The sequence below is a fragment of the Parasedimentitalea nitratireducens genome (assembly GCF_057444295.1).
The window spans coordinates 51,001-77,793 of the sequence record NZ_JBYAXC010000012.1; the positions used below are offsets into that span (position 1 = coordinate 51,001).

19 protein-coding genes are annotated in these 26,793 nt (G+C 57.6%); 9 read left to right on the forward strand and 10 right to left on the reverse strand.

Annotation, left to right across the window (positions count from 1 at the left end; translation table 11 throughout):
- Window positions 1-156: 156 nt before the first annotated feature.
- Window positions 157-1,194 (forward strand): OmpA family protein, encoded by a 1,038-nt coding sequence (locus AC2T28_RS21480; RefSeq protein ID WP_486750694.1) that lies wholly within the window; start codon window positions 157-159, stop codon window positions 1,192-1,194.
- A gap of 44 nt (window positions 1,195-1,238) precedes the next feature.
- Here AC2T28_RS21480 and AC2T28_RS21485 read toward each other — a convergent pair whose 3' ends face one another.
- The 3 genes from AC2T28_RS21485 to AC2T28_RS21495 all read right to left on the reverse strand — a co-directional run bounded on the left by AC2T28_RS21485 (window position 1,239) and on the right by AC2T28_RS21495 (window position 4,738).
- Window positions 1,239-2,138, reverse strand: coding sequence for a ParB N-terminal domain-containing protein (locus tag AC2T28_RS21485; RefSeq protein ID WP_486750695.1), 900 nt, complete (start codon window positions 2,136-2,138; stop codon window positions 1,239-1,241).
- A 192-nt stretch (window positions 2,139-2,330) separates the two neighbouring features.
- Window positions 2,331-3,437: a ParB/RepB/Spo0J family partition protein gene (locus AC2T28_RS21490; RefSeq protein WP_486750696.1), complete on the reverse strand. Its 1,107-nt coding sequence runs from the start codon at window positions 3,435-3,437 to the stop codon at window positions 2,331-2,333.
- The gene (locus AC2T28_RS21495) at window positions 3,434-4,738 is read right to left on the reverse strand and encodes an AAA family ATPase (RefSeq protein WP_486750697.1); all 1,305 of its coding nucleotides are present in this window, start codon (window positions 4,736-4,738) and stop codon (window positions 3,434-3,436) included. The genes AC2T28_RS21490 and AC2T28_RS21495 overlap by 4 nt, the downstream gene beginning before the upstream one ends.
- A 557-nt stretch (window positions 4,739-5,295) precedes the next feature.
- Between AC2T28_RS21495 and AC2T28_RS21500 the strand changes: the two genes are divergently transcribed.
- The 5 genes from AC2T28_RS21500 (at window position 5,296) to AC2T28_RS21520 (ending at window position 10,940) form a co-directional block, all read left to right on the forward strand.
- The gene (locus tag AC2T28_RS21500) at window positions 5,296-5,979 is read left to right on the forward strand and encodes a DnaA N-terminal domain-containing protein (RefSeq protein WP_486750698.1); all 684 of its coding nucleotides are present in this window, start codon (window positions 5,296-5,298) and stop codon (window positions 5,977-5,979) included.
- Window positions 5,980-6,046: 67 nt separating this feature from the next.
- Window positions 6,047-7,321, forward strand: coding sequence for a Vi polysaccharide biosynthesis UDP-N-acetylglucosamine C-6 dehydrogenase TviB (gene tviB, locus AC2T28_RS21505; protein WP_486750699.1), 1,275 nt, complete (start codon window positions 6,047-6,049; stop codon window positions 7,319-7,321).
- A gap of 93 nt (window positions 7,322-7,414) precedes the next feature.
- Window positions 7,415-8,536, forward strand: coding sequence for a GDP-mannose 4,6-dehydratase (gmd, locus tag AC2T28_RS21510; protein WP_486750700.1), 1,122 nt, complete (start codon window positions 7,415-7,417; stop codon window positions 8,534-8,536).
- 3 nt (window positions 8,537-8,539) lie between these two features.
- Window positions 8,540-9,502: a GDP-L-fucose synthase gene (gene fcl, locus AC2T28_RS21515; RefSeq protein WP_486750701.1), complete on the forward strand. Its 963-nt coding sequence runs from the start codon at window positions 8,540-8,542 to the stop codon at window positions 9,500-9,502.
- A 16-nt stretch (window positions 9,503-9,518) separates the two neighbouring features.
- Complete coding sequence (locus tag AC2T28_RS21520) at window positions 9,519-10,940, forward strand: mannose-1-phosphate guanylyltransferase/mannose-6-phosphate isomerase (protein ID WP_486750702.1); 1,422 nt, start codon at window positions 9,519-9,521, stop codon at window positions 10,938-10,940.
- 127 nt (window positions 10,941-11,067) lie between these two features.
- Here the strand turns inward: AC2T28_RS21520 and AC2T28_RS21525 are convergent, their stop codons facing one another.
- Window positions 11,068-11,970, reverse strand: a complete 903-nt coding sequence (locus AC2T28_RS21525) for a MurR/RpiR family transcriptional regulator (RefSeq protein WP_486750703.1) — start codon at window positions 11,968-11,970, stop codon at window positions 11,068-11,070.
- 203 nt (window positions 11,971-12,173) lie between these two features.
- The gene (locus tag AC2T28_RS21530; RefSeq protein WP_486750723.1) at window positions 12,174-16,031 is read right to left on the reverse strand and encodes a PEP/pyruvate-binding domain-containing protein; all 3,858 of its coding nucleotides are present in this window, start codon (window positions 16,029-16,031) and stop codon (window positions 12,174-12,176) included.
- 465 nt (window positions 16,032-16,496) lie between these two features.
- Between AC2T28_RS21530 and AC2T28_RS21535 the strand changes: the two genes are divergently transcribed.
- Window positions 16,497-17,339, forward strand: a complete 843-nt coding sequence (locus AC2T28_RS21535) for a PhnD/SsuA/transferrin family substrate-binding protein (protein ID WP_486750704.1) — start codon at window positions 16,497-16,499, stop codon at window positions 17,337-17,339.
- Window positions 17,340-17,360: 21 nt separating this feature from the next.
- Window positions 17,361-19,640, forward strand: coding sequence for a response regulator (locus AC2T28_RS21540; RefSeq protein ID WP_486750705.1), 2,280 nt, complete (start codon window positions 17,361-17,363; stop codon window positions 19,638-19,640).
- 17 nt (window positions 19,641-19,657) lie between these two features.
- Here AC2T28_RS21540 and AC2T28_RS21545 read toward each other — a convergent pair whose 3' ends face one another.
- The 3 genes from AC2T28_RS21545 to AC2T28_RS21555 are packed head-to-tail and all read right to left on the reverse strand — an operon-like array spanning window position 19,658 to window position 21,686.
- On the reverse strand, window positions 19,658-20,458 hold the full coding sequence (locus AC2T28_RS21545) for a metal ABC transporter permease (RefSeq protein WP_486750706.1): 801 nt from the start codon (window positions 20,456-20,458) through the stop codon (window positions 19,658-19,660).
- Window positions 20,455-21,207: an ATP-binding cassette domain-containing protein gene (locus AC2T28_RS21550; protein WP_486750707.1), complete on the reverse strand. Its 753-nt coding sequence runs from the start codon at window positions 21,205-21,207 to the stop codon at window positions 20,455-20,457. The genes AC2T28_RS21545 and AC2T28_RS21550 overlap by 4 nt, the downstream gene beginning before the upstream one ends.
- Window positions 21,204-21,686, reverse strand: coding sequence for a transcriptional repressor (locus AC2T28_RS21555; RefSeq protein ID WP_486750708.1), 483 nt, complete (start codon window positions 21,684-21,686; stop codon window positions 21,204-21,206). The genes AC2T28_RS21550 and AC2T28_RS21555 overlap by 4 nt, the downstream gene beginning before the upstream one ends.
- A gap of 97 nt (window positions 21,687-21,783) precedes the next feature.
- Here AC2T28_RS21555 and AC2T28_RS21560 point away from each other — a divergent pair, with 97 nt between their 5' ends.
- Complete coding sequence (locus AC2T28_RS21560) at window positions 21,784-22,761, forward strand: zinc ABC transporter substrate-binding protein (RefSeq protein ID WP_486750709.1); 978 nt, start codon at window positions 21,784-21,786, stop codon at window positions 22,759-22,761.
- Between the two features lie 39 nt (window positions 22,762-22,800).
- Here the strand turns inward: AC2T28_RS21560 and AC2T28_RS21565 are convergent, their stop codons facing one another.
- Together AC2T28_RS21565 and gcvP are read right to left on the reverse strand one after the other, a co-directional pair.
- Entirely contained in the window at window positions 22,801-23,799 is a 999-nt protein-coding gene (locus AC2T28_RS21565) for a helix-turn-helix domain-containing protein (RefSeq protein WP_486750710.1), read from the reverse strand.
- 100 nt (window positions 23,800-23,899) lie between these two features.
- Window positions 23,900-26,755: an aminomethyl-transferring glycine dehydrogenase gene (gcvP, locus tag AC2T28_RS21570; RefSeq protein ID WP_486750711.1), complete on the reverse strand. Its 2,856-nt coding sequence runs from the start codon at window positions 26,753-26,755 to the stop codon at window positions 23,900-23,902.
- Window positions 26,756-26,793: the final 38 nt, after the last annotated feature.

Here is a 26,793-nt window from a genome sequence, read left to right on the forward strand (position 1 = left end):
CACCACCTGAGTTTACCGGAAAACAATATCTAAACTATCGCGCTCCTTGCCTTTTTGCGCAAGTTTCCTGTTAATAAAGGCCAGTCTCGTTGTTGTTGTGCTTTGGCCTGTTTTGCCAAAGTTTGGTTTTTAGTCTGGTTAGAAGGTGGCGTTGTTATGGCCATGATCCGTTCCCTCTCCCTTATGCTTTTGCTTAGCTTGCCCGGTGTTTTGCTGGCACAAAACCCATTTGAACATGGGTGGCAGCTGGACCAAGCAGCGTCGAATGTCACCTATATGTCGATCAAGAAAGGGCATATCGCTGAAACCAATAGCTTTGCCACTGTCAACGGCCAGATCGCCGAGGATGGCACCGCGGTGCTGACCATCGCGCTGGATTCGGTTGATACCAAGGTGGATCTGCGCAATGTTCGGATGCGGTTTTTGTTCTTTGAAACCTTCCTGCACCCACAGGCGGTGATTACCACCCATCTGGATGCCGCCGCACTGACCGATTTGCCCACATTGCGGCGTAAAGAGATTACCCTGCCGTTTTCGCTGAACCTGCATGGGGTCAAGGCCGAGATGAGCGCGCCGGTGATCATTTCACTGATCAGCAATGACCGGATCAATGTGGCCACTGTGAAGCCTATCCCGATCATGATCAAAGATTTTGGCCTGGAAGCAGGCAAGACCAAACTGGAAGAAGCGGCCGGGGTCACCATCACCCCGCTGGCCATTGTCAGCCTGAACCTGACATTTGATCGCACCGCTCCGGGTTCTGCACCTGCCGTGGCTGCCCCTGTGGTGTCTGCCTCGGCAGCGCTGGAGACCACGGGCAATTTTGATCGCGGCGAATGTGTTGGTCGGTTTGAAATCCTGTCAAAAACCGGCAGCATCAATTTTGCCCCGGCCAAGGCAAGGCTTGATCCCGGCTCTACCGCGCTGCTGGATACGTTATATGACGTAGTTGCGCGGTGCCCGGATCTGGTGATCCAGATCGCAGGCCACACCGACAGCCAGGGTCAGGCCGCCTGGAACATGAAGTTGAGCGAGCAACGGGCCGACGCGGTGTCGGACTATCTGGTGCACAAGGGTATTCCGGCGGAGCGTATGAAAGTGGCCGGCTTTGGAGAGACACAGCCGTTGGTTTCGAATAACACGGCGCAGAACCGGGCCAAGAACCGACGCATAGAATTTGCAGTGGTCAACTAAGCCCCTGCCCTCCCCTGCCAGAAAAGTCGCGGGTAACCCATGGGTTACCCCTGTTGCAAAATCCGCTCGAACGCCTGGATCGCGCGCGATAACACCGGGCTTTGAACCTTGCTAAAATCACGCTCTGATCGGATCAGGCATTCGCCCTGACGCCCGGTGACATGGGTTTTGCCCAGATAGATCTGACGCTCTGTTGGTGTGACAGAGTTTTGCTTCGCGTCTTGATTTGATAAATACACTTTAAAAACAACATATTGCTCACCTTCCGTCGTGCACCGTGCCAGCTTCTGGCGCAGGTCGGGGATCGTCTCTGGCGCTTTCTTCACCTTACGACTTACCGCAACACCTTGATTTTGTGATATTTTATGGACAAATCGCAGATCCTCGCCAAGGGCTTCAAGCAAACGAACAAAACTGCGGATGTAGGATCGCTTCATCTTGGGCAAGGCCCCATTAAGCTGGCGCACCACCTCCCCTACTCCCAGATCAAGTTCGGGATCGGCGGCGGCAGACAGGGCCAGCTGCGCCAATTCCCCAAAGCTGAGCGGTTGATGCAGCAGGTTGCTTTCTACCATGTCGATATAGAGATCAATGCGCTGCTGCCCCCTGCCCGTCAACCGCGCGGTGATGGTTGGTGTCTCGGTGCCTTGCTCGGCCGCCAACTGCTGCGGCGCTGCGTGCCGACGCCAACCTGACAGCAATTGATAGCGATGGTCCACGTCGCGAAAGACCACCACTGGCGAGCGTTGACCGCGCGTTTGCAGCGACGCTTTCAGCATCTGCATGTCTGGGCTTGTGCCCTCCCCTGCCAGGTCGAGCCGGTCGCATGGCAGGTCATCGGTGTACACCTCGTCCAGTTTCAAAACACGGGGACTGAGGATTTTATAGGCTGCCGGATCCGGTTTTTTGCGGGATGCTTCAGAACGATCAGAGGGCGTAAGCATGGATGATCCTTGGGCTGGTAACGCGCGAACCAGACCACCCTAGCCTATGGATATTTCAATGAAATGAGCAGGCCGAACGCCAAAGCGCCCAATGCGCAACACCACGGCGATTTTGCAAAGTTTTTTCGGTCGCGAGGTCAATATCAGGCTCTAACACTGAGGCTAGAGCCTGATTTTTGCCAAACGACAGTCTTAGCTGTCGGCCTCATCTTCGGCCGACAGGGCATCAAAGAAGGCGGCAATTGCGCCTTCGAGGCGTCGCTGATCAATGGTGGAGAAGTCTTTCTCCATCGCCATTTCGATGCGGCCATTGCGGGCCAGACAGCGCACTGTCCCCGCGGGGACAGTGCAGCGCAACGATGTCTTGGCGCTATCCACACGGGGGGAAGATTTGGCTGGACGGCTGCTGGGTTTGCTGAGCGCGCCGCGCAGAATCGCCAGTTCTTCCTCAGAAGATTGGGGCAGGGCGGTTTGTAGTTTTTCGCGCAATGCCACCTGATAGGCTGGGGCCTCGGCCAAGTGTTTTTTCAGATCCAGGCCAAGAGCGCGGGGGATTGCCTCGGCAAATTTCAGGTCGGCACCAATCCACTCCAGCAGCTCGGCAAAGTGGCGCACATAGCTGCGTTTCTGACGCCCGGTCGAGGCATAGAGCGTGCTGATTGCCTGATCCAAAGTTGTGGCCTCGGTGGCGTCATCCTGCACATAAGAGAGGGCGAGCTGCGCCATTTCGGCGAAAGAGATATCGCGGCGTACCAGGTTTTCGTCGACCATGCGGCGATACAGGCCCTGCAGTGTTTCACCGTTTGCAACCAAGCCCGCAGGGATGGTCGCATAGAGATCATCGCCAGTTTCCTCAAATAGGGCACGATAGGCCGACAGGCGGCGGAAGCCCTGAACCAGTTGATAACCGTCGCCGTCCTGTTCCACACGGATTGGGTTGGACAGCCCGATGTTGCGGATCGAATCAATCAGCTCAGCCAGGTCCGGGTCACGTGTCTGACTGCGGTCACGGGTGAGCTTGGTGGTTTTGATCTGGTCCAGTGGGATGCGGTCGACCACGAGGCCCAGCTTTTTAAGCCGTACAAACTCATGCGCTAGGCGATCGTTTTCAGCCCGGATTTTCTGCTCGGCATCGGCGCGCGCACGCAGGGCATCGGCGTTTTCCGAGATTGCCTTGGCCATGGGGCCGCGCCGGGTTTCGGGCGCCTCTGGCTTCTCTGTCCCCGCGGGGACAGTTGGGGCAGGGGGATCGACAGGGTCGGGTGAAAAGTTGATGTCAAAGACGCGTCGCTTGCTCATCTCTCATCCTCCAGTCCATCCCAGGCCAACAGGGCATTTGTTTTGAATTCAGCGTAGGCCTGATCAAATGACGCTCGTGCCCGACGCCAGGTTTCGCGGGTCATGTCGCGATAGTCGATTTCGTAGATCGAGCTAAGGAAGCGCCCGGATTGTTCCACCGCGCGAGTCATCTCGATCGGGTGGTCGGCCAGGCGTTCACCAAACACTTTGCCAAAGGCCTCGCGCATGGCGCGGTGCAGGTCGTTGCCGGATTCGTACCGGGTGAGCAGGAACCGCACATCCTGAAACACCTTGGGCAGGGTGGCTGTCCCCGCGGGGACAACGCCGTTGAACGCCGACAGATCCTCGAGCGCTTCGGACAGCTGGCCGATGAAGGAGGTGGTGGAATCATACTCCCAATAGCCGGGGCCGGAAGGGATATAGAGCATGTCGGCGGCAAAGACCGCGTTCATAGATTGGTACCCAATTGCCGGCGGGCAGTCGAATATCATCAGATCGTAGTCTTCGGCCGGGATCTGGTCGAGGTAACGGGACACGGCGGCAAAGAACGACCATTCCGGGTTGATGTGGCGATACTGTGCGCTGGCAAATTCGACAAAGGCGGCATTGGCACAGGAGGGAACCAGGTCGATGGTGGGCCAACTGGTGGGCTTGATGAAGTCGTTGATGCGCAGATCCTGCAGCCCCATGCCGGTGATTGCCTCGGGCAGGCGGCGGTGGGGCAGGGCCGCACCGGATTCGGCCCCCTGGGTGGTGGCATTCATCCGCTCGGTCTCGCGCACCAGATCGCGGGCCATGATACCCCAAACGGTATAGTCTTCGGTCACGTCATTCAGCCCCATGGAATGGGAGAGGGTGGCCTGGGGGTCGAAATCGACGCAGAGCACCCGGTAGCCATCAAGTGCCGCGGCATGGGCAAAGTGCAACGCCACTGTGGATTTGCCAGCGCCGCCCTTGAAGTTGGAGATCGCCACCCGCAGCGCCCGTTTGCCTGCCGGGCGGTCTGGCATCAGTGATTTTCGGTTCACCTTGATACGGCGGCGCAGCTCGTTGATTTCCTCCAGCGAGTACCAGCGCTGGCGCCCGTCTGCCTCGACCTGGCCCTGGGGCAGGGAGGGATCCGCCGCCAACCGTCCGCGCAGGGTCGACTGGTTGGCTTTGAAAATCAGCTCGGCCACTTCCCAGCTAGAGAAGCGACGCAGCTTCTTTTCCATCTCCGGTGAGAAGGTCTGCTGCCGGATCCAGCTTTGCATTTTCAGTGACTGCGCCTGCATCTGTGACAGGTCCTGGTGGGTAAACATATCTGTTCCTCATCTCTGCTCGTGGTCTTGCGCTCATTCAAGTGGACGCAAATTCCGCCGTACTTCCCATTTACGCGGAATTTGCAATAAACGCAAAAGCTATTATTGTCGGGATAAGCGTCCTGTCCCCGCGGGGACGCAGGCCAGTAGGACTGGCGCAAAGGGCGTTGTCCGATTCGGCGCACACCAGGCCAACCGATTCGAATCCCTTGATCTTGAGGGGGTATTTAGGGGGACAGTAATTTAGCCCCCACAGCATATTGGGGGACATTTTTCACCCAATAGGGGACAGCCAGCATGTCCCCCAATACCATTAATACCAATTTTTCTTTCGAAAAAGGGATTAGGGACAACAAGCAATCCACAGAGTGCTTGACAGAATCGAGCAAAAGGACGCAAATCGGTTAACAAAGACGAAAAGCGCTGAGTTGATCGGGTCTGAGCCAAACATGGCCAGGACCCTTTTGCAAAAGGACGCACCAGATCTGGGCCAGTGAAGCCGGGACACATGAGGAATAGACCTGTCGACGTGCAGGTGTGTTAACACGAGGGCAGTGATGCTTGCCAGTAAACCAACCGGGCGAAATGCGTCGGTCATCAAATATGACATCCTCACAGCCTTGGGGACACATGCTCTGTCGTTGGACAAGGGCAAGCAGCGGTTGGTGTTGCGGTTCATGACCTTGGTAACAGCCCGTTATAATTGGTCACGCGATGAACTGGCGGTGGGTCAGCGCGAGATTGCCCGGATGTGGCATGTGGACGAACGTACCGTGAAACGTGAGATGGCCAAGCTGCGAGCGATGGGCTGGCTGGTGGTCAAGCGGCAGGGATCGCGGGGCAGGGTCACCGAGTATGGAATTGATCTGGACCGCGTCCTGAGTGACACCCAACCGATCTGGGCCGCCGTTGGCACGGATTTTGAACACCGTCTCAGCACAGATGATTCGCAACCCAGCAATGTGGTGCCCATGCCTATGGCCAGCCCGGCGCCAGCACCGGATCTGTCGGACGGCTCCGAGTGGACTTTGGTCAAAGGCGTGATGCATGCCGAAGATCCGGCCAGCTATACCGCGTGGATTCAGTCCCTTACCCGGCAGGGGAGGGCAGGGGGGCGGCTTACCCTGATGGCCCCGAGCCGGTTCCATGCCACCTATGTGATGTCCCATCTGGCGACGCGCCTGCTGGCGGCCTGCCGCGATGTCGATCCGGATGTCACCGATATCGTGGTTCTGTCCTGACGGTTGCGGGTTTGGCCGGTGACTTATAGGAGAGGGGCAGGGAATGATCCCTGATCAGGAGACTAAGATGAGCGCTGTAGCGGATCAGATCTGTGTGATTGGCCTGGGCTATGTCGGGCTGCCGCTGGCGGTGGAGTTTGGCAAGACGCGCCCGGTGGTGGGCTTTGACATCAATCAGGACCGGATTGACCAGCTGAAACAGGGCCGGGATCTGACCCGCGAGATTGAACCGGATGAACTGGCGCAGGCCGAATATCTGCGCTTTGCCAGTGATGTGTCCGAGATTGCCAACTGCAACATCTATATCGTCACTGTGCCCACCCCGATTGATGCCAGCCGCCGCCCTGACATGGGACCGCTAGAGCAGGCCTCGCAACTGGTGGGGCAGGTGCTGGCGCCGGGTGATCTCGTGATATACGAATCCACCGTTTACCCCGGCGCCACCGAAGAGGATTGCGTCCCCATTCTGGAGGCGCAGTCGGGGCTGGGTTTTAATCGCGATTTCTTTGTTGGTTACAGTCCTGAGCGGATCAATCCGGGTGACAAGACCCGCAGACTGACCAATATCGTCAAAGTCACATCGGGCTCGACACCTGAAACGGCCGACCGGGTTGATGCGCTGTATAATGAGATTGTCACTGTCGGCACCCACCGCGCCGAGAGCATTCGGGTGGCCGAGGCCGCCAAGGTGATTGAAAACAGCCAACGCGACATCAACATTGCGTTGATCAACGAGCTGGCCAAGATTTTCAACCGCATGGACATAGATACCGAGGCGGTGTTGCAGGCGGCGGGCAGTAAGTGGAATTTCCTGCCCTTCCGTCCCGGTCTTGTCGGGGGGCACTGCATTGGTGTGGATCCCTATTACCTGACGCACAAGGCCGAGCAGCTGGGCTATCACCCCGAGGTACTGTTGGCGGGGCGGCGGTTGAATGACGGCATGGGCGACTATGTTGCGCAATCGATGATCAAGGCGATGCTGAAACAGCGGATCCAGGTGGCGGATGCGCGGATTCTGGTGATGGGGCTGACGTTCAAGGAAAACTGCCCCGATCTGCGCAATACACGGGTGATCGATGTGGTGCGTGGGCTCGAAGAGTTCGGCGTGGCGGTTGAGGTGCATGATCCCAATGTTGCCGCAGCCGATGCCAAGGCGGAATTTGGGCTGGATCTGGTGCAGGAGCTGCAACCGCGGTGCTATGACGGGATCGTCTTGGCGGTGGCCCATGACGAGTTCCGCGCCATGGGGGGGGAGCAAATTCGGGCTTTGGGCAAAGCGGGGGCTCTGGTTTATGACCTGAAATACATCCTGCCCGCAGATCAGTCGGACCTGCGCCTGTAAGCTGGGCAGGGGAGCGGCTATTGAACTGAACCCGCGCCAATGGCATGTCTGGGACAACTCCCAGCGCGGGACTCATTTATGATTGGCGATTAGATGACCAAGACAGCACTTATCACCGGGGTTACCGGTCAGGACGGATCCTATCTGGCAGAGTTTCTGTTGGAAAAAGGATACGAGGTTCACGGTATCAAACGCCGGGCGTCATCGTTCAACACCCAGCGGGTGGATCACATCTATCAGGATCCGCATACGGACCATGCCAATTTCAAACTGCATTATGGCGATCTGAGCGACAGTTCGAACCTGACCCGGATCATCCAAGAGGTGCAGCCGGACGAGGTCTATAACCTCGGCGCGCAGTCCCATGTGGCGGTGAGCTTCGAGGCCCCCGAATATACAGCCGACGTGGATGCCATGGGCACGCTCAGATTGCTGGAAGCGATTCGCTTTCTGGGCCTAGAGAAGAAGACCAAATTCTATCAGGCTTCGACATCGGAACTTTACGGGTTGGTGCAGGAAACGCCGCAGACCGAGACTACACCGTTCCATCCGCGCAGCCCCTATGCGGTGGCCAAGATGTACGCCTATTGGATCACAGTGAACTACCGCGAGGCCTATGGCATGTATGCCTGCAACGGCATCCTGTTCAACCACGAGAGCCCGCGCCGCGGTGAGACCTTTGTGACTCGCAAGATCACCCGGGCTTTGGCCAATATTTCGCAGGGGCTCGAGGACTGTCTGCATCTGGGCAACATCGATGCGCTGCGCGACTGGGGCCATGCCAAGGACTATGTGCGGATGCAGTGGATGATGCTGCAACAAGATACCCCTGAGGATTTTGTCATTGCCACCGGCGTGCAATATTCGGTGCGCCAATTTGTGCAGTGGTCGGCCGAAGAGCTGGGTATCACGCTAGAATTCACCGGCAGTGGTCTGGATGAGGTCGCCACCGTGGCGGCAATCAGTGGCGACAATGCCCCGGCGCTTAAGGTCGGCGATGTGGTGATGCGGATTGACCCGCGCTATTTCCGCCCGGCCGAGGTGGAGACCCTGCTGGGGGATCCAACCAAGGCCAAGGAAAAGCTGGGTTGGGTGCCGGAAATCACCGTGCAGGAAATGTGCGCTGAAATGGCGGCCGAGGATCTGAAAACGGCTCGTCGTCATGCGCTGTTGCAGCAGCATGGCATGGACGTCCCTGTGAGTGTCGAGGGTTAAGCAATGCGGATCTATGTGGCAGGTCATCGCGGCATGGTCGGCGGTGCCATCCTGCGTCAGTTACAGGCGCAGGGCGGGCATGAGTTGATCACCCGTACCTCAGCCGAGCTTGATCTGACCAATCAGGCTGCTGTTCAGGCGTTTTTTGAGGCCGAGAAACCCGATCAGGTGATTCTGGCGGCGGCCAAGGTGGGGGGGATTGTTGCCAACAACTCTTACCCGGCGCAGTTCATCTATGAAAACCTGATGATTGAATGCAACGTGATCCACGCGGCCTATCAGGCCGGGGTGACCAAGCTGCTGCAATTGGGATCGAGCTGTATCTATCCCAAACTGGCGGATCAGCCGATGGCAGAGGATGCGCTGCTGACCGGCACGCTGGAGCCGACAAACGAGCCCTATGCCATCGCCAAAATTGCGGGCATCAAGCTGTGCGAAAGCTACAACCGGCAGTATGGCACCGATTATCGCTCGGTCATGCCAACCAACCTGTATGGTCCCGGTGACAATTTCCATCCTGAGAACAGCCACGTCCTGCCTGCCTTGATCCGTCGCTTTCACGAGGCGGCGCAGTCGGGGGCCGAAGAAGTGGTGATTTGGGGATCGGGCAAGCCGATGCGCGAGTTCCTGCATGTGGATGATATGGCAGCGGCCAGCCTGTTTGTGCTGGATCTGGATGCTGAAAGTTATGCCGCCAATACCGAGCCGATGCTGAGCCACATCAATGTTGGATCGGGCACAGATGTAACCATCCGCGAGCTGGCTGAACTGGTGGCGCGGGTCACTGGCTTCACTGGTAAGATCACACAGGATACCTCGAAACCTGACGGCACCATGCGTAAGCTGATGGATGTGTCGCGGCTGGCCCAGATGGGCTGGAGCGCCAGCGTTGCGCTGGAGGCGGGGATCAAGGAAACCTATGCGTGGTTCCTGGCCCTGGATGAAACTGAATTGCGTCAGAAATAACCGTTAGGAAACCACCATGATTACCCCCATCATTATGTGCGGCGGATCCGGTACACGGCTTTGGCCTCTGTCGCGCAAGAGCTACCCCAAGCAGTTCTCGCCGCTGATTGGCGATACCACTCTGTTCCAGGCCTCGGCGCAGCGGCTGATGGGCGAGGGTTATGGTGCACCGCTGGTGCTGACCAATTCCGATTTTCGGTTCATTGTCACCGAACAGCTGGCTGAGGTGGGGATTGATCCTGGTGCGATCTTGATTGAACCCGAGGGGCGCAATACCGCGCCTGCGGTTCTGGCGGCGGCGTTGTATCTGCAAAAGTCAGACCCCGATGGGCTGATGCTGGTGGCGCCTTCGGATCACGTGGTGCCCGATGCGCCAGCGTTCCGCGCGGCCGTATCGGCGGGCGAGGCGGCTGCGCGGGATGGGCAGTTGGTGACCTTTGGCATCAAGCCGACCCATGCGGAAACCGGCTATGGTTATCTGGAGCTGGATGGCGATGCAGGCGACTTCTCGCCGCGTGCCATTGGGCTGAAGCGGTTTGTTGAGAAACCAGATATTGAGACAGCCGAAGCGATGCTGGCGGCGGGGAATTACCTGTGGAATGCCGGGATCTTCTTGTTCTCGGTCAAGACCATTGTTGATGCGTTCAAAGCCCATGCGCCCGAGTTGATGCAGCCAGTGCAGGCGGCGGTGGATCAGGGCAAGCCTGACCTTGGCTTTTTGCGGCTGGACCCGGATGCCTGGGGCGGGGCGGATGACATCTCGATCGACTATGCGGTGATGGAGCGGGCGGACAATCTGACCGTGGTGCCCTTTGCAGCCGGTTGGTCGGACCTGGGCGGTTGGGATGCGGTGTGGCGCGAGGCGGGGCCGGATGCGCGCGGGGTTGTGACCTCGGCCAATGCCACCGCGATCGATTGCGACAACAGTTTGCTGCGGTCCGAGGACGATGGGCTGGAGGTTGTTGGCATCGGGCTGAAAAACATCATCACTGTGGCGATGCCAGATGCGGTTTTGGTGGCGGATGCCAGCCGCACACAGGATGTGAAAAAGGCGGTGGCGGCGCTGAAAGAGAAGCAGGCCAAACAGGCGACAGCGTTCCCCAAGGATCACCGACCCTGGGGCTGGTTTGAAAGCCTGGTGGTGGGAGAGCGGTTCCAGGTGAAACGCATCGTGGTCCACCCCGGTGCGGCGCTGAGCTTGCAGAGCCATCACCACCGGTCAGAACACTGGATCGTGGTCGAAGGCACCGCCCGGGTGACGGTGGATGACGAGGTGAAGCTGGTGAGCGAAAATCAGTCGGTCTACATTCCGCTGGGTGCGGTGCACCGGATGGAGAACCCGGGCAAGGTTCCGATGGTGCTGATCGAGGTGCAGACCGGCAGCTACTTGGGTGAGGATGACATCATCCGCTATGAGGACGTGTATTCGCGCGACTAAGGGCTAATCGCGAAGCCGCACCAATTGTTTGGTAAACTTGAGGGCAGTGCCCGACCGAGGCGGTGCGAAAGCACCCGCCGTCGGGGCGGGCGGGTGCTGCCCGGCCTATCGTCCGGGCGAAGAGGGGCTAGCCCTCGCTGATCCGCGGCAGTTTGGGGCCGGTCCAATAGGCGCCAGTATCCCGACGTAGCGCCTCGTATTCGGCAATGCGCTGGTGGGCGTCTTTGCCGCCAGCATCGATCAGATGGCTCAGCAGGCATTCCAGCACCACCATGGCGCCGGCGTAACATCCAAAGGGGTGCAGCGAGTTGGCGGCCACGGCCAGCACATGGTCGGGGCTGATACCGGGGGCGATGACTTCGCTGTCGGAAATCACAATCAGCTTGGCGCCACGGGATTTGGCCATTTTCAGCGCCTGGATGGTTTCGGCCGAGTAGGGGGCAAAGGTAAAGGCTAGCAGGCAGTCCTCGGCCTGCATGTCTTGGAGGTCGTCCACCGCTGACCCCATGTGGCGGGGCACCAGTTCAAGGTTGGGCAGCGCCATGCGCCCCACATAGTGGAAATAATAGGCCAGAGCGTAGCTGGCGCGGGTTGCAGTGACGTAACAACGCTGAGCTGAGGTGAGGGCTGCTGTGATGGCCTGAACGCGCTCAGGGGTCATTAGACGCAGCGAGCGGGAGACAATGTTCATCTCGTTCTGGGCGACTTTGGCTTGCAACTGTCCAGTGGGGCCGGATTTGGCCATCTGATCCAGCCAGTCCTGGCCAAAATCCATGTCATGCGAGGTGAGCAGAGCGGAGCGGAATGGGTCGCGCAGGGCATCAAAGGTCTCAAACCCTAGAATTTCCGCCAGCCGTACCAGAGAATTGGCGCTGATGCCGATTTTGGCGGCCGTCACACGCACCGGATCGAGGCCAAAGTCACCGGGGTTGTCGATGATATATTTGGCGGCGCTTTTCAGCTTGGGCGGCAGGGTGTCGATACGGGTTTTGAGCACCTGCAGAATGCGGGAGGTTTGCGGCTGGTCCATAAGGGGATTGAGACCATTTGTGCGGCAAAGGGCAAGTGCAAAACAGATGGTCTGTCAGGCCTTACAACACCGGGTTCTCTGGAACCATCTAGACTTTAATGAGTGGTGTGGGGCCGTATTTGCCAATAGGGTTAAGGGTTAGCCTTCCCGGGGGGAAGGTCAGGCGCCGCCCGGCGTGCCGCCGGGCGAAACCATTGAGCTATTTAGGCCGAAACCACTTTTAGCTCGGCAACCTGCTGCAACTCGATGCTGCCGTCTTCGGAGACGGTGACACGGTTGCCGGTGTCGAGTTGATCAAGCCCCTTGCAGGCCACCTGCATCAGGATGTCCTTTTCGCGGGCGACAATTGCCATATGGCTGAGCCAGCCGCCGACCTCGGACAGGACCGCGCCAGACCGCTGTACCCAGGGCAACCAGCCTGGGTTGATCATGCGGCAGACAAGAATGTCGCCATCACAGAAGCCATCAAAGGTGGCGGGATCAATCGAGCTTTCATCCTCGACCCAGAATACCCGTCCGGTGACCGCCCCAGAGCCTGCAACGCAGGTGCCGCCAAGGGTGCCATCATCGGTTTGCGCCAGTTTGCCGAGCGATAACATTTCGCAGTCGCGCAGGGTGAGGCTGACTTCGTTGCAAGACGACTTCTTGCGCAGCTCGCCCTGATTTTTGCGTGACTGTGCCAAGTCACGCAGTACGCTCACTTTGGTCCAGTCGGCTTCAAGCACTTCGTCCAGTGTCAGGTGGAAGATCAGATCATCCAGCTTGCTGACACGGCCAAGGGCCAGAACAGCGCGGCGGATTTCGGCAACCACACGCAGGGCCTCGTGTTTGGCCTGCTCTTTGAGATCCTGGAAGGCGACGCCCAGTTCCAGCACATCGCTCAGCTCTCCGGGCAGATTGGCCGGGGGGCGTGTTGCGGTTTTGGTCTCTTCCGATCCATCCATCAGCGACCACAGCATGGTTGGCGCCTCGATATAGCGCGGCGAACTCAGTTCGTAGTCAAAGATCGACCGGTGCCCCATCAGCTGCAGCGCCTTGGTTTGTGCCGATTTACCCTTGCAGCTGGCAATCAGGCTGGACGGTGCATTAGGCAGTTCGGCCTGCATCAGGTGTTTGCGCAAGTCAGGGTCATCCTGCGCGGCGGTGTTGGCTTCGCCCATGGTGAAGCCTGCCAAGATGTTGATCTTCTCGGCTTCGACATAGATGTCCTGCACCAGTATTTGTTGCAGAGTGTCGATTGCCTCGATCAGTTTTGGGCGCGGCAGGGCAGTATAGTCGACCGCCTGCCACAGCGCCAGTTGTTCACCCAGATCAGGCATCACTGTGTTGCGGAAGTTGTCGATCATTGGCCGCGCTTTCTTGCGCAGTTGCTTGGCCTTTGACGCCGTAAGGTTCAAGGTCATGCCCTGCTTCAGCGCTACATCGACATAGGTTTTGCCAAACAGGTTGACCATATGCCCCTCGTCGCCTTCGGGCAGGCCATAGGGGACGCCCAGATCACGACAGGCCAGATCAACGCTGCCACCCGGGGACCACATGCGGCCCATCAGCGAGAAGGACAGGGGGGTTGGTCGCGGCAGAACCTCGGACATTTCGTCCTGTTCCAGAATGGTCTGATCCGGGTCGGCATCGGCAAAGCGATCCAGCACGTTGCGCCATTCACCCAGGCGGATCTGCTCTTGCTCGGTGCCCAGATTCAGGGTGGTGATGTCGCGGCTTTGCACGATTTGGAACTCGCCATTGGCGTAGGCCCATTCCACATCTTGTGGGCAGCCGAACGTTTGTTCGATCTGGCGACCCAGCTCTAGAAGTGGTGCCATGTCCAGCGTCTGGTCCTGTTCTGCATCGGCAGGCAAGTTGGTATAGCGGCCAAAGCGCAGCGAGGTGGGGGTAACACGGCCCGACACAAGGTCTTCGCCGCAGCCTTTGACCCATTCGATCATCACCATGCCCGGTGCGGTTGGATCTTGGGTAAACATGACGCCTGCGTAATCGGCCTGCACCATCTGTTGCACCAGGATATTGCCCGCGTTTTCGTCATTGGCGGCAATGTCATAGCTAGCCGCGCGTTCGGATGCGAAGCTGTCGACCACCTCGTCCAATGCGCTGCGCATGGTGTCGGCGTTGACGTCGAGTACCGATTCAAACACGCCCGCAAAGCTTTGATCGGCGCCGTCTTCGTTGCAAGCCGAGCTGCGCACGGCACAGGGTTTCTGACCCGCCAGATCCCAGACCTTGGCGGCAAAGTTTTGTTTCTGAGGCTGCGACATTTGACGATAGTCACTGATCGCGTCAGAGCGCACCACAACACCACCGGGAACCGGCAGACCTGCGTTCTTCAAAACAGACAGGCGCAGGGCCTTGTTGCCCGAGGTTTCAAGCTCTTCGGTATAGCCCATGGGGACGACACCGCGTGGTAGTTTGCGCAGGGATTGCTTATGCGCACGCTCGGTCAACGACTGGCGCAGCCTGCCAAACATGCCGGTGACATAGGCACGTTGCACCAGCAACAGGGCCAGACTGCAGCACAGATAGGCATTGGCGGCGGCGCTGAGGCTGAACACCATGGCAAACAGGACCGGCACACCCAAACCTAGCCACAGTTTGGTTTGACGCTGGGTCTTGGCCACGGCCCAGACCAGATAGATCGCGGCCAGCACGCAGAACAACACCGGCATTAGGAAGGTTGGATCCGGAACACCCAGATCAGCCATCCACAGGAACGAGGTTTGCAACGAAGCGCTGGCCTCTTGCGCGGCGGATACGCCCAGCATCATCACCGGCAGGAACAGCAGCGCGGTGAGGTTGCGCATTGGGGTCAGCCCCTTGTCGGCATAAAACGCCTGCACAGCCCGGGCCTTGCGCACCGGATCATCCGACAGCTTGGCCTTAAGCTCTTTCATTTCATCCGCGGTTTCGGCGGTGGTGATCTGATCACGTTCGGACTTCAGCGCCACCGGCAGAACCAGCAGGCGGGTCAGAAGCGACAGGCCAAACAGGCCAAGCAAGATATGGCTACGCTCGTGAACCCAGAGCAGGGCAGTGGCAACAGCCGAGATCGCCTGATCCCAGAGGCCAGAGTTCTGTGCGGCTTGCCAATCTTGGATGTGGGGTTTGGGGGCAGGGGGAATAAAGAACTCCCACGGCAGAGTATAGCGGCCCCGGAAATCAAAGTCTTTTTGCGCCAGTTCCAGCCCCAGCACCTGGCCCATGAAACAACTTCGACGGTCATAACAGGCCGCAATTGCGGGCTTGTTTGGGTCCAAAGCAGATATTCTCTGCATTAACTCATCTGTTGGGAGAGCACGAATTGGGATATTGACGGCGCCCGGTAGATGGCCAGACTCGAAGTCGCCCGGATAGCGGGTATCTACGATTTGAAGATCTTCGGTATCCAGCAGCGTTTTGAAATCATCGGTGCTTAGCAAGACGTCCTTATTGGTGTATTCAGGGATTGCGCGCAGATCTGACAGGGATTTGACCTCGGCATCGCTAAAGCCATTGCCTTCGACAATCCATTTTTCGATACCGCCCGAGATAAAGCGACAGTCGATGCCCATTGCGGCCAGTTTTTCACAAGTTTCCGAACTGCGGTTGCCGTTGTGGCAAAACAGAACAACTGAGTCGCCAGCGGAGATAGGCTGCGATTGCAGGAAATCAGGGAAGCGGATGTGGGTTGCGCCGGGCAGGGTGCCCATGGCGTTTTCACCTGTTTCACGGATATCGTAAAACGGGGTGCTGCCTTGGGCCAGCAGTGCGGCGGCTTCGGAGGTTGAGATCCCCAATGGGTGCTCGGATTGCTTGGAGAAGCTTGTTTCTTTTAGCGTTTCATCTTTGATTTCGGTGCCTGCGAACTGAGCAGGGCGCACCAATGTTGACTGCAGTCGGGCCATCTCGGCGGTGTTTTGAGTGCTATATTGCCAGTAGTTCAGCGCCAACAGCGCAAGCGTGATCCCCACCAGTGATACAATAAGCTTGACAGGATAACGGACTGCGGATCCGCCTTTTTTGGGAGAAAACCCCAGTTTGGTTGCAATGACGGCGCCAAGCCCCGAAACCATTGCGATGCCAACTGCAAACACTTGCCCCAGAGAGGAGACAGAACCAATGACCAATTCAGGCGAAGGAATTGCATTGGCCGTTGCCGGAAGTAGAAAAAGGGCCGCTGCCGATAGCAATATCGGTTGAGTCTGTTTGTTGATCCTTGGCCGGATCGCAGCATTAAAATAGCTTCTCACGTGTTTTCCCGTCGGACGGATTCGCGCCGCTTCATAAAATTTATGTCAAGTTGTCATGAAAACGCCGTAATCCTTACTGAATGGTTAACGATTCAGTAAAAAATCAGTTTTATCGTGAAAGAATGGAACCACTTAGAGTTCTGGTTAACCTTATGTTTTCATCGGTGTGATCAATCTGGGTTTGGGAACGAATTGGTTTTTGCACCAGACTTGCAACCTAAGGAAATTAAAATGACCTGCCTAATGTTGTGTTTACGAGTGATCAGTACGTACCTGCCCAAATTGGGTATGGTCTCTAAAATGAGCGCTGCGGTGGTGACCGCATCCTTATGTTTGTTGCCGATGGCAGCTATGTCTGACGTGACCCTGACTTTTGGGACTTATGCTGCGGACAAACCGACCGAGACGGTTAAAAAGTACCGTCCGTTTCTGTCGTATTTGGCCGAGCAGATGAGTGCGGAATTGGGTGAACGCGTTACTATCAAAATGAAGATCGCCAAGGAATATGAAGTTAGCATCGATCAGCTAGCCGAGGGCGAAGTAGATTTTGCTCGTTTTGGCCCTGCGTCTTATGTTCATGTCGTGGAGCAAAATCCCGGTGTGCAACTGGTGAGCATGGAGTCCAAAAAGGGCAAGAAGCGGTTCAACGGGGTTATCGTTGTTCACACGGACAGCGAAATTCAATCGCTGGAGCAATTGGCAGGGCAGAGCTTTGCGTTTGGGGACGAGTTGTCCACCATTGGCCGATATCTGGCTCAGGCCCATTTGCTGGATGCAGGTATCAGCAGCACCGATTTACAAAGCTATGAATATCTGGGGCGGCATGACCTTGTTGGTGAAGCTGTCGGCGCGGGACGGTTTGTTGCTGGCGCACTTAAGGAAAGCACCTACAAGAAATTGGTCGCCAAGGGTGTTCCGATCCGGGTGCTGATGTCCTTTAACAATGTCACCAAACCCTGGTTGGCGAGCGCCAATGTGTCACCGGCTGTTGTAGAGGCCATGCGCCGGGTGATGATGGCATCTGACAATGAAGAAATTCTACGCAAAATTTCCAAAAACGGTTTCTTGGAGGGCACGGACGCTGACTATGATTTTGTCCGCCGCGCGATGGAGAGAAGCCACCTTTTTTAATGACGTTGGAAGTCCAAACTGATGAAACGATCTGGCATTTTATTTCAAATTGTTGTGTCGATGGCCCTGGCCGCCGCTTTGGTGGCCTGGGTTGTTGGCGACCTTGCGCGCCGATATGAAACGCAGCAATTGACTCAGCAGTTGGCTGAGCAGGCAGACCTTACGGTGTCTCTGCTGAGCGGTTTGATGCTGGATGCCATTATTGTCGAAGATGTACCGGTTTTGGAAACCGGATTGAACGAGGCCATCGCCCGCAATCCCAAGCTTTTGGCCATTCAAATCCTGAGTGAGGATCGAACCATCATCGCAGAGTCCAACGCCGCGCCGACAGCGGAAAGCTCGAGCCATGTGATGTATGACCGCCCGATGGAATGGGACGGTGTTGTCTTTGGGCACATGGTGGTCAAGTGGTCGACCAGCGAAGGCCAGATTATGGTGCAGGAAAAAGTGCGACTGACGATTTGGTGGACTGTTCTGTCGGTCGCGGCTCTGTCGCTGCTGGTCTTGTTCCTGACCCATATGCTGGCAATGCGGCCGTTACAGATGATTCACCAGCGCATGTCAGACGCTATTTCAGGCCTCAAACGCCCGACTATACCTTTGCCCTGGTATGCTTCGCGTGAGTTCTGGGCGCTGAACTTTTCAGTTGGGGTGATGGAAGACACCTTTGTTGAGCGGGACGAACGTGAATACGCCCTAGAGCACGCCCGCGAGGCAGCGGATATTGCCAACGGGGCAAAATCCGAATTCCTGGCCAATATGTCCCATGAAATCCGAACCCCGATGAACGGGGTGATTGGCATGGCCGAGCTGATCCTTGAAACTGATCTGGACGAAGACCAGAAGATGTATGCCGATACCATTGCCACATCAGGGGCGGCATTGCTGACGATCATCAATGACATTCTCAATTTCTCAAAGATTGAGGCTGGCAAGATGAAGCTGGAGGCCGAGACCTTTAACCTGCAGATCGCGTTTGAGGATGTGGTGACCCTGTTGGCGCCAACAGCGGCTGACAAAGGTGTCGAAATCACGCTGCGCTATGCGCCTGATCTGCCGGCGGTGTTTGAAGGAGATGTGGGGCGAATCCGACAGGTGATTACCAACATCGTGGGCAATGCGGTCAAATTCACGATGGAAGGCTATGTCTTCATTGACGTCACTGGCAGCACCAAAGGTGAGCTGAGCGATCTGATTATCACGGTTACAGATACAGGGATTGGTATTCCTGAGGACAAGATCGATCATATCTTTAACGCGTTTGAACAAGTTGATGGTGCCGCGACACGGAACTTTGAGGGCACAGGGTTGGGGCTGGCGATTTCAACGCGTTTGCTCCGACTGATGGGCGGCGATATTTCCGCAAGAGCCAACCTCGGCGGCGGCTCGGTGTTTTCAATCAGCCTGCCACTGGCGGTCAGCGCTAAAAACTGCGAGGTCAGTCTACCGGACTTTGTTGAGCTAAAGGGTCTGCGGGTTCTGGTGGTTGATGATCTTGCCCTGAACCGTACAATTTTGTTTGAACGTCTCACAAGCTGGGGCTTGCAATGTGACTTGGCGGCCTCGGGAGAAGAAGCGCTAGCGGTTCTGGCGGAAAACCGGGCGCGTGGTGAGAGTTTTGACTTCGTTCTGCAGGACTATCAGATGCCTGGCATGGATGGCTGCGAGTTGGCCTATGCAATTCGCGCCATTCCCGACCACGCAAAACTGCCACTGGTGATCTTGTCGTCGGTTGAACAGTCACTGGACACCAAAACGCGCCAGGAACTGGGATATTGTGAGCTGGCGCTGAAACCGGTGCGTTCAACCCAGCTTCATAGTGTTATCAGCCGGAGCTTGCGCCCGGGATCTGCACGCCAATCGGGCGCGACCGCGTCTAAGCCCCGATCGCATGAACATAAGACGCTGCAAATCCTGCTGGCGGAAGATAATAAAACCAACCAGCTAGTTGTACGCAAAATGCTCAAAGATGCCTCGGCTGAAATTATTGTTGCCCAGAACGGTGTCGAGGCCGTTCAACTGTACAGGGATGAACAGCCCGATGTCATCTTGATGGATATGATGATGCCCGAGATGGATGGTCTTGAGGCGACCATGATCATTCGCGAGATGGAAGAAAATCGCAATCTGCACCATTGCCCGATCATTGCGCTGACTGCAAATGCGATGCCTGCTGACAAAGAGAGATGTCTTAAAGCGGGAATGGATAGTTTCCTGAGCAAGCCGATCAACAAAAAGGCTTTGTGGGGTGCGATTGAGGAAATGTCAGATGATGAAGACGTGCTCAGGACTGGGACCTGAGCACGTAATACTTGGTTTTAGGCACCTCGATACAGCAGGCGGCCGAGGCTGGAGACTGTAAACAGAACCGCCGCCAGGCAGACAATTGTTGGCCCGGTTGGGGTGTCAAAGGTAAAGGCGAGCTGTAATCCGCCAAGGGCTGAGGCACCGCCAACAGTCGCTGCCATCAGCGCCATGCGTTCGGGCGTGCGGGCAAAAGAGCGCGCGGTAGCGGCGGGGATAATCAACATTGCGGCGATCAGAAGGACCCCTACAACCTTGATGGCCACAGCAACAACCAGCGCTAGTGCAATGGTCAGGACCATCTGTTCACGTCGTGGATCGATACCGGCGGCATAAGCCAGATCGGGATTCAGTGTTGCCGTCAGCAGGGCCGACCAGCGCCACCATAACAGCGCCAGCACCAACAAGGCACCACCCCAGATTATCGATAAATCAAGGTGCCCAACAGCCAGAATATCACCAAATAGATAGGCCATCAGATCAATCCGGACGCCTTGCAAAAAGGACACCGCCACCAGACCAAATGCCAGCGCTGAATGGGCCATCACCCCCAGCAAAGTGTCCATAGCATAGCCGCGGCTGCTGAGTGTGGAGACCGTGGTTGCCATCAGCAGAGACACCACCAGAACGCCGGCAAAGATCGAGGTTTGAAAGCTAAGCGCCAGCGCCACGCCGAGGATTGAAGCATGGGCGGTCGCGTCGCCAAAATAGGCCATCCGACGCCAGACCACAAAACAGCCCAGGGGCGCGGCGGCAATAGCAACGCCGACACCGGCCAGCGCGGCGCGGATCATAAAGTCGTCAAGCAGGCTCATTCTGCCGCCTCGTGTGGTTCGTGGTCATGGTCACATCCGTGATCATGGGAATGGTTGTGTTCGTGCCGGTACAAGGCCAGAGCGCCATGGGTTCCAGTGCCAAACAGCGCACGGTATTCCGGGGCCGAGGCAACGTGTTCTGGTTCACCTTCGCAGCAGACATGGCCATTCAGGCAGATCACCCGATCCGAAGCGGCCATCACCACGTGTAGTTCATGGCTGACCATCAGCACCGCACAGCCAAGGTTTTGACGCACGGTTTCGATCTGCTGGTAAAACGAGGCCGAGCCAGGTTGATCCAGCCCCTGGGTGGCCTCGTCCAGGATCAGCAATTGCGGATTGCACAATAGAGCACGCGCCAACAGGACTCGCTGGAACTGTCCGCCAGATAGGCCCGCCATTTGTTGGTTGGCCAGTTGGCCAGCCCCGGCCTGTTCCAGCGCCTGCTTTGCATCTGCATCGGGCACGCGTTTAGGCAGGCTCAGGAACCGGCGCACGGTGAGTGGCAGGGTCGGGTCGATGTGCAGCTTCTGCGGGACATAGCCAATGCGCAGGCCCTTGGCCCGGATGACCTGGCCAGTGCTGGGCTGCAGGGCTCCGATGATGGCGCGCAGTAGGGTGGATTTGCCGGAACCATTGGGGCCAACAACGGTGACGATTTCACCGGGTTGAATGCTGAAGTCGACGCCGGACAACACGGGATGACCGCTGTGCCGGATGGTCAGGCCCTGCAGGGTGACAAGGCTCATGCGGCGGCCTTGTCTTGGCATTTCGGGCAGAGACCTTCGGCCTCGACTACGGTGCGTTCGATCACAAAACCAACTTCGGCGGCGAGCTTGCCCAAACGACCCTCGCTGAGGTCGGTATGGGATTCGGCCACGGCGTCACAGGTGCGGCAGATCATAAAAACGGGGGCGTGATTTTCGCCGGGGTGGGAACAGGCGATAAAGGCGTTCAGGCGCTCGATCTTATGGGCAAAGCCGTGTTTGACCAGAAAATCCAAGGCGCGATAGGCGACAGGGGGCTGCGACCCCATACCCTCTTCGCGCAGGTGGTCCAGAATTTCATAGGCGCCCAGAGCCCGGTGTTTTTGCAACAGGATTTCCAAAACGCGACGGCGCACCGGAGTCAATTGCAGCCCTTGCGCGGAACAGTGGCTGTCGGCAATGGCAACGCCATCGCTGATGCAATTGTCATGATCGTGGGCTGTAAAACCGATGGACCCCATTTGGCATGTCTCCGCTTGGTCGCTTATATTTCTGCTTGATATGTTATGTTATGACACTTATCAACCGCGTAATGTTATAAGATTACATGAGGCAGATATGCTCCGAACTACTTTTCTTTCGACCGTGGCAACCTTCACTTTGGCTGGGGCAGTACAGGCCGAGGCACCGCGTGTTGCGACCGACATCGCGCCGGTGCACGGCTTGGTGGCACGGGTGATGCAGAGCGTTGGCAGCCCCGATCTGGTGGTGCAGCCGGGGGCCTCTCCACATGGGTACTCGATGCGGCCATCCGAAGCGCGCGCGTTGGATCAGGCGGATCTGGTCATTTGGATGGGGCACAGGCTGACCCCTTGGCTGGAGGGATCCATTGAAACGCTCGCCGCAGATGCGCGTGTGATTGAGCTATTGGAGTCCGAGGGCACCAAGGTCATGGAGTTTCGTGAGGGCGCAAGATTTGCCTACCATGACGAGGAGCACGAAGACGAACATCATGAGGATCATGAGGACGAGCATCACGACGAACATGGCGAAGAGCACCATGATGACCATGATGATCACGACCATGAAGGCGCCGATCCACATGCCTGGCTTGCTCCAGAGAACGGCAAACTATGGCTGGGGCTGATTGCGGCGGAACTGGCGCAGCTTGATCCTGAAAATGCTGATCTGTACCGCGCAAATGCAGTTGCGGGGCAAGATGAGATCACGGCTGCGGTGGCAAAGGTCGACAACGTACTGGCACCGTTTCGCAGTTCCAACTTTATGGTGTTCCACGATGCCTATCAGTATTTCGAAGCCAGCTTTGGCCTTTCTGCTTCGGGTGCGATTTCACTGAGTGATGCATCGGCCCCAAGCCCCGCGCGGATTGCCGAGGTCCAAGAAACCGTGGCTGAGTTGAATGTCACTTGTGTGTTTTCCGAGCCGCAGTTCAATCCGGGCTTGGTTGCAACCGTGTTGGGGAGCCATGCCAAAACAGCGGTGATTGATCCGATGGGGACGGGCTTGCCATTGGGGCCGCAGTTTTATCCGGCATTGCTGGAAGATCTGGGCCGCCAGATGGCAAGCTGCCAATAAGGTTTCAGGCCGCGCGCAGCCTGAAATAATAACAATGCCCTATCCGCAGGCAGGCAGTGCGGATGGGGTTCCCCCGGCAAAGGACTGCTGACGCAGGCTTTGCGGGCTGGTGCCGTATCCCTTTTTCACCCAGTGGCGCAGATTAGTGCGCGACCCAAAGCCGGTTGCAACGACAATCTCGGCCAGGGGCAGGTCGGTGTGAACCAGCAATTGGTGGGCGCGCTCTACCCGCAACATGCGATAGGCCGCCAGAGGGGTGGTATCGGTTTTGTCCTGAAAGCGGCGTTCCAGTTTGCGGGTGGATACACCAACCTGCTGGGCCAATTCACGGATCTGCTTGGGTTCTTCGAGATGGTCCTGCATCAGCTGCAATGTGGTGGCGATCAGGCTGTCGCCACAGGCGCGTTGGCGCAGGTGCAGTGAGACCTTGCTCATTTCCTGTTCAGAGCTTTCAGACAGGCCAAGATACTGGCCCAGTGCATTGGAAATCTGCTGGCCGTGGTCATCGCGGATCAGTTCCAGCAGCAGGCGCAGGGCGGCAAAGCTGCTGCTGGCGCTGCTGACTTGGCCATCCGACAACACACGCTGGCTGACTGGGCAGCGGTTCAGCTGTTCTTCGTCTGCGGCGGCGGCAAAATTGGGGTGAACGGCCAGCAGCTGTGATGGCTTTTGGCCGGCTTCATGGGGCAGGAACACCGCGCCGCCCACAAGAACCACCCGGCCGGCCAGACGCAGCATCTGTTGCAAGCGACTGCGCTGTGCAGTGGGCACAATCCAGCGGGTTTGGATATCGCCTAGGAAAATAACGGTACGGCGGTGCCACAGTTGCGGATCTTCGCGCAATGGTTCCGACAGGCTGTGCATCGCAATACGATAGGGGCGAGATTGGATCAGATCATTGGCAGCACGAAACATCTCGTGAAACATCTGCGCACCTGATGGCGCGGCACCCTCGGGAATGATGATGGCAATTTCGTGAACTGGGTTTGGTACCGGCTGAATAGCGGTACTGAAAGGGGCAGCATTTTGATTGGTCATGGCTGGCTCCTTTTGGAAATTTCGGCAGGTTAGGAAAGTCGCTTGGCTAATCTTGGGGGCGGTGGCCCCGTCGCTTGGACGGGGCCACTGACGTGCCGTATCAGGCGTCGTCTTCGTAGTCTGACATTGGCGGGCAAGTGCAGATCAGGTTGCGGTCGCCGTAAGCGTTGTCGACGCGGTTGACCGGCGACCAGTACTTGTCGACACCCAGCGAGCCGGGAGGGAAGCAGGCTTCTTCGCGGCTGTAGGGGCGATCCCAGTCACCCACCAGGTCACGCACGGTGTGTGGTGCATGTTTTAGCGGGTTGTTTTCAGGGTCAACTTTACCGTCGATGATATCCTGCGCTTCACCCCGGATAGACAGCATGGCGTCGCAGAAGCGGTCCAGCTCATCCTTAGGCTCAGATTCGGTTGGTTCAACCATCAGGGTGCCCGCAACAGGCCAGGACATGGTCGGGGCGTGAAAGCCCGAGTCGACCAGACGTTTGGCGATGTCATCCACGGTCACGTTACCGGCTGCATCCAATGGACGGGTGTCCAGGATACATTCGTGCGCAACCCGGCCAGTCTCGGAGGTATACAGGATGTTATAGGCATCCTTGAGACGTGCCGCGATGTAGTTGGCGTTGAGGATCGCAACCTTGGTTGCCTGGGTCAGACCAGCGCCACCCATCAGCAGGATATAGGCCCAGCTAACAGGCAGGATCGAAGGTGAGCCAAACGGTGCGGCCGAAACCGGACCAACAGCAGAACCATACTCGGGGTGGCCGGGCAGGTGCTCGGTCAGGTGCGATTTCACACCAATTGGGCCCATGCCGGGTCCGCCACCACCGTGTGGAATGCAGAAGGTTTTGTGCAGGTTCAGGTGCGAAACGTCGCCGCCGATTTTGCCCGGCTGGGCCAGACCGACCATGGCGTTCATGTTGGCGCCGTCGATGTAAACCTGACCGCCGTGATCATGGGTGATCTGGCAGACTTCCTGTACGGTTTCTTCGAACACACCGTGGGTCGACGGATAGGTGATCATGCAGGCCGCCAGATCGTCCGAGTGCTTTTCAGCCTTGGCGCGGAAGTCTGCGACGTCGATGTTGCCGCTGTCGTCCGACTTGATCACAACAACCTTGTAGCCAACCATTTGGGCCGAAGCCGGGTTGGTACCGTGCGCCGAGGTTGGGATCAGGCAGATGTTGCGGTGTCCCTGACCGCGGGCGCGGTGATAGTTGCGGATGGTCAGCAGGCCGGCGTATTCACCCTGCGCGCCCGAGTTTGGCTGCTGGCTGATCGCGTCGTAACCGGTGATCTGACACAGCTTGTCGTTCAGATCGTCGATCATCTCGTGGTAACCCAGCGCCTGATCTTTAGGTACGAAGGGGTGCAGGTTGCCAAATTCCGGCCATGTCACTGGGATCATTTCCACAGTGGCGTTCAGCTTCATTGTGCAGGACCCCAGCGGGATCATCGAGCGATCCAGAGCCAGGTCACGATCCGCCAGACGGCGCATGTAGCGGGTGATTTCTGCCTCGGCCCGGTTCTTGTGGAAGATTGGGTGAGTCAGATACTCGCTTTCGCGCAGCGCATAGTCGGGCAGGCGATAGGCGCGGTTTGCAACGCTGTCGTCTGTCTTGTCGATGCCAAAGGCACCCCAGACGGCTTCGATGGTTTCCGGGCGGGTCTGCTCGTCCAGGCTGATGCCAACCTTGGTTCCGCCAATTTTGCGGAGGTTGATGCCTCGGGCAACGGCACCCTCCATAACCGACTTTTGCAGCGGCCCAACTTCGACAGTAATGGTGTCAAAGAACACTTCTGGCTCAACCTTAAAGCCGTTCTCTTCGAGACCAGCGGCCAGACGCGAGGTTTTGCGGTGCACCGATTGGGCAATCGCCTTGATACCATCAGGGCCGTGGTAGACGGCATACATCGACGCCATGACAGCCAGCAGCGCCTGAGCGGTACAAACGTTTGAGTTGGCTTTTTCGCGGCGGATGTGCTGTTCGCGGGTTTGCAGCGCTAGACGGTAGGCCTTGTTGCCGCGCGCATCGATTGACACACCGATGATACGGCCGGGCATGGCGCGCTTCAGCTTGTCGGTTGTGGCCATATAAGCGGCGTGTGGACCACCATAGCCCATAGGCACACCAAAACGCTGGGTCGAGCCGATGGCAATGTCGGCACCCATTTCGCCGGGTGACTTCAGCAGCGCCAGCGACAAAATGTCGGCGGCAATGATGGCCAGGCCTTTGTTTTCGTGCAGTGCGGTGATTTCAGCGGTGAAATCACGGACGTGACCATAGGTGCCAGGATACTGGAAAATCGCACCAAAGACGGTTTCTGGCTCCAGCTCATCGGGGTTGGCAACGATGACTTCGACGCCCAGAGGCTCGGCGCGGGTTTTGATGACGGCGATGGTCTGCGCGTGGCAGTTCTCGTCAACAAAGAAGGCCGCGTTGTTGGCCTTGGAGCGGCTACCGCGCTTGGCCATGGCCATAGCTTCGGCGGCGGCGGTGGCTTCGTCGAGCAGGGATGCGTTGGCAATGTCCATGCCGGTCAGGTCGCTGACCATGGTCTGGTAGTTCAGCAGCGCCTCAAGACGGCCCTGAGAAATTTCCGGCTGATATGGCGTATAGGCGGTGTACCAGGCTGGGTTTTCCAAAATGTTGCGCAGGATCGGCGCCGGGGTCGAGGTGCCGTAGTAGCCCTGGCCGATCAGCGAGGTCAGAACCTTGTTCTTGCCTGCGATCTCTTTCATGTGGAACAGCGCGTCGCGCTCGGTCATGGCCGGACCCCAGTCCAAAGCCTCGGCCTGGCGGATAGATGACGGCACGGTGGCGTCAATCATTTCGTCCAGAGTTTTGAAGCCGATGACCTGCAGCATATCCGCCATTTCGCGCGGGCTGGGGCCAATGTGACGGCGGTTGGCAAAATCATAGGCTTCGTAATCAGTTAGCTTGAAGGCCATGGGGGTGTTCCTTTGGAAAGGTCTGCGCGTGCCGGGGC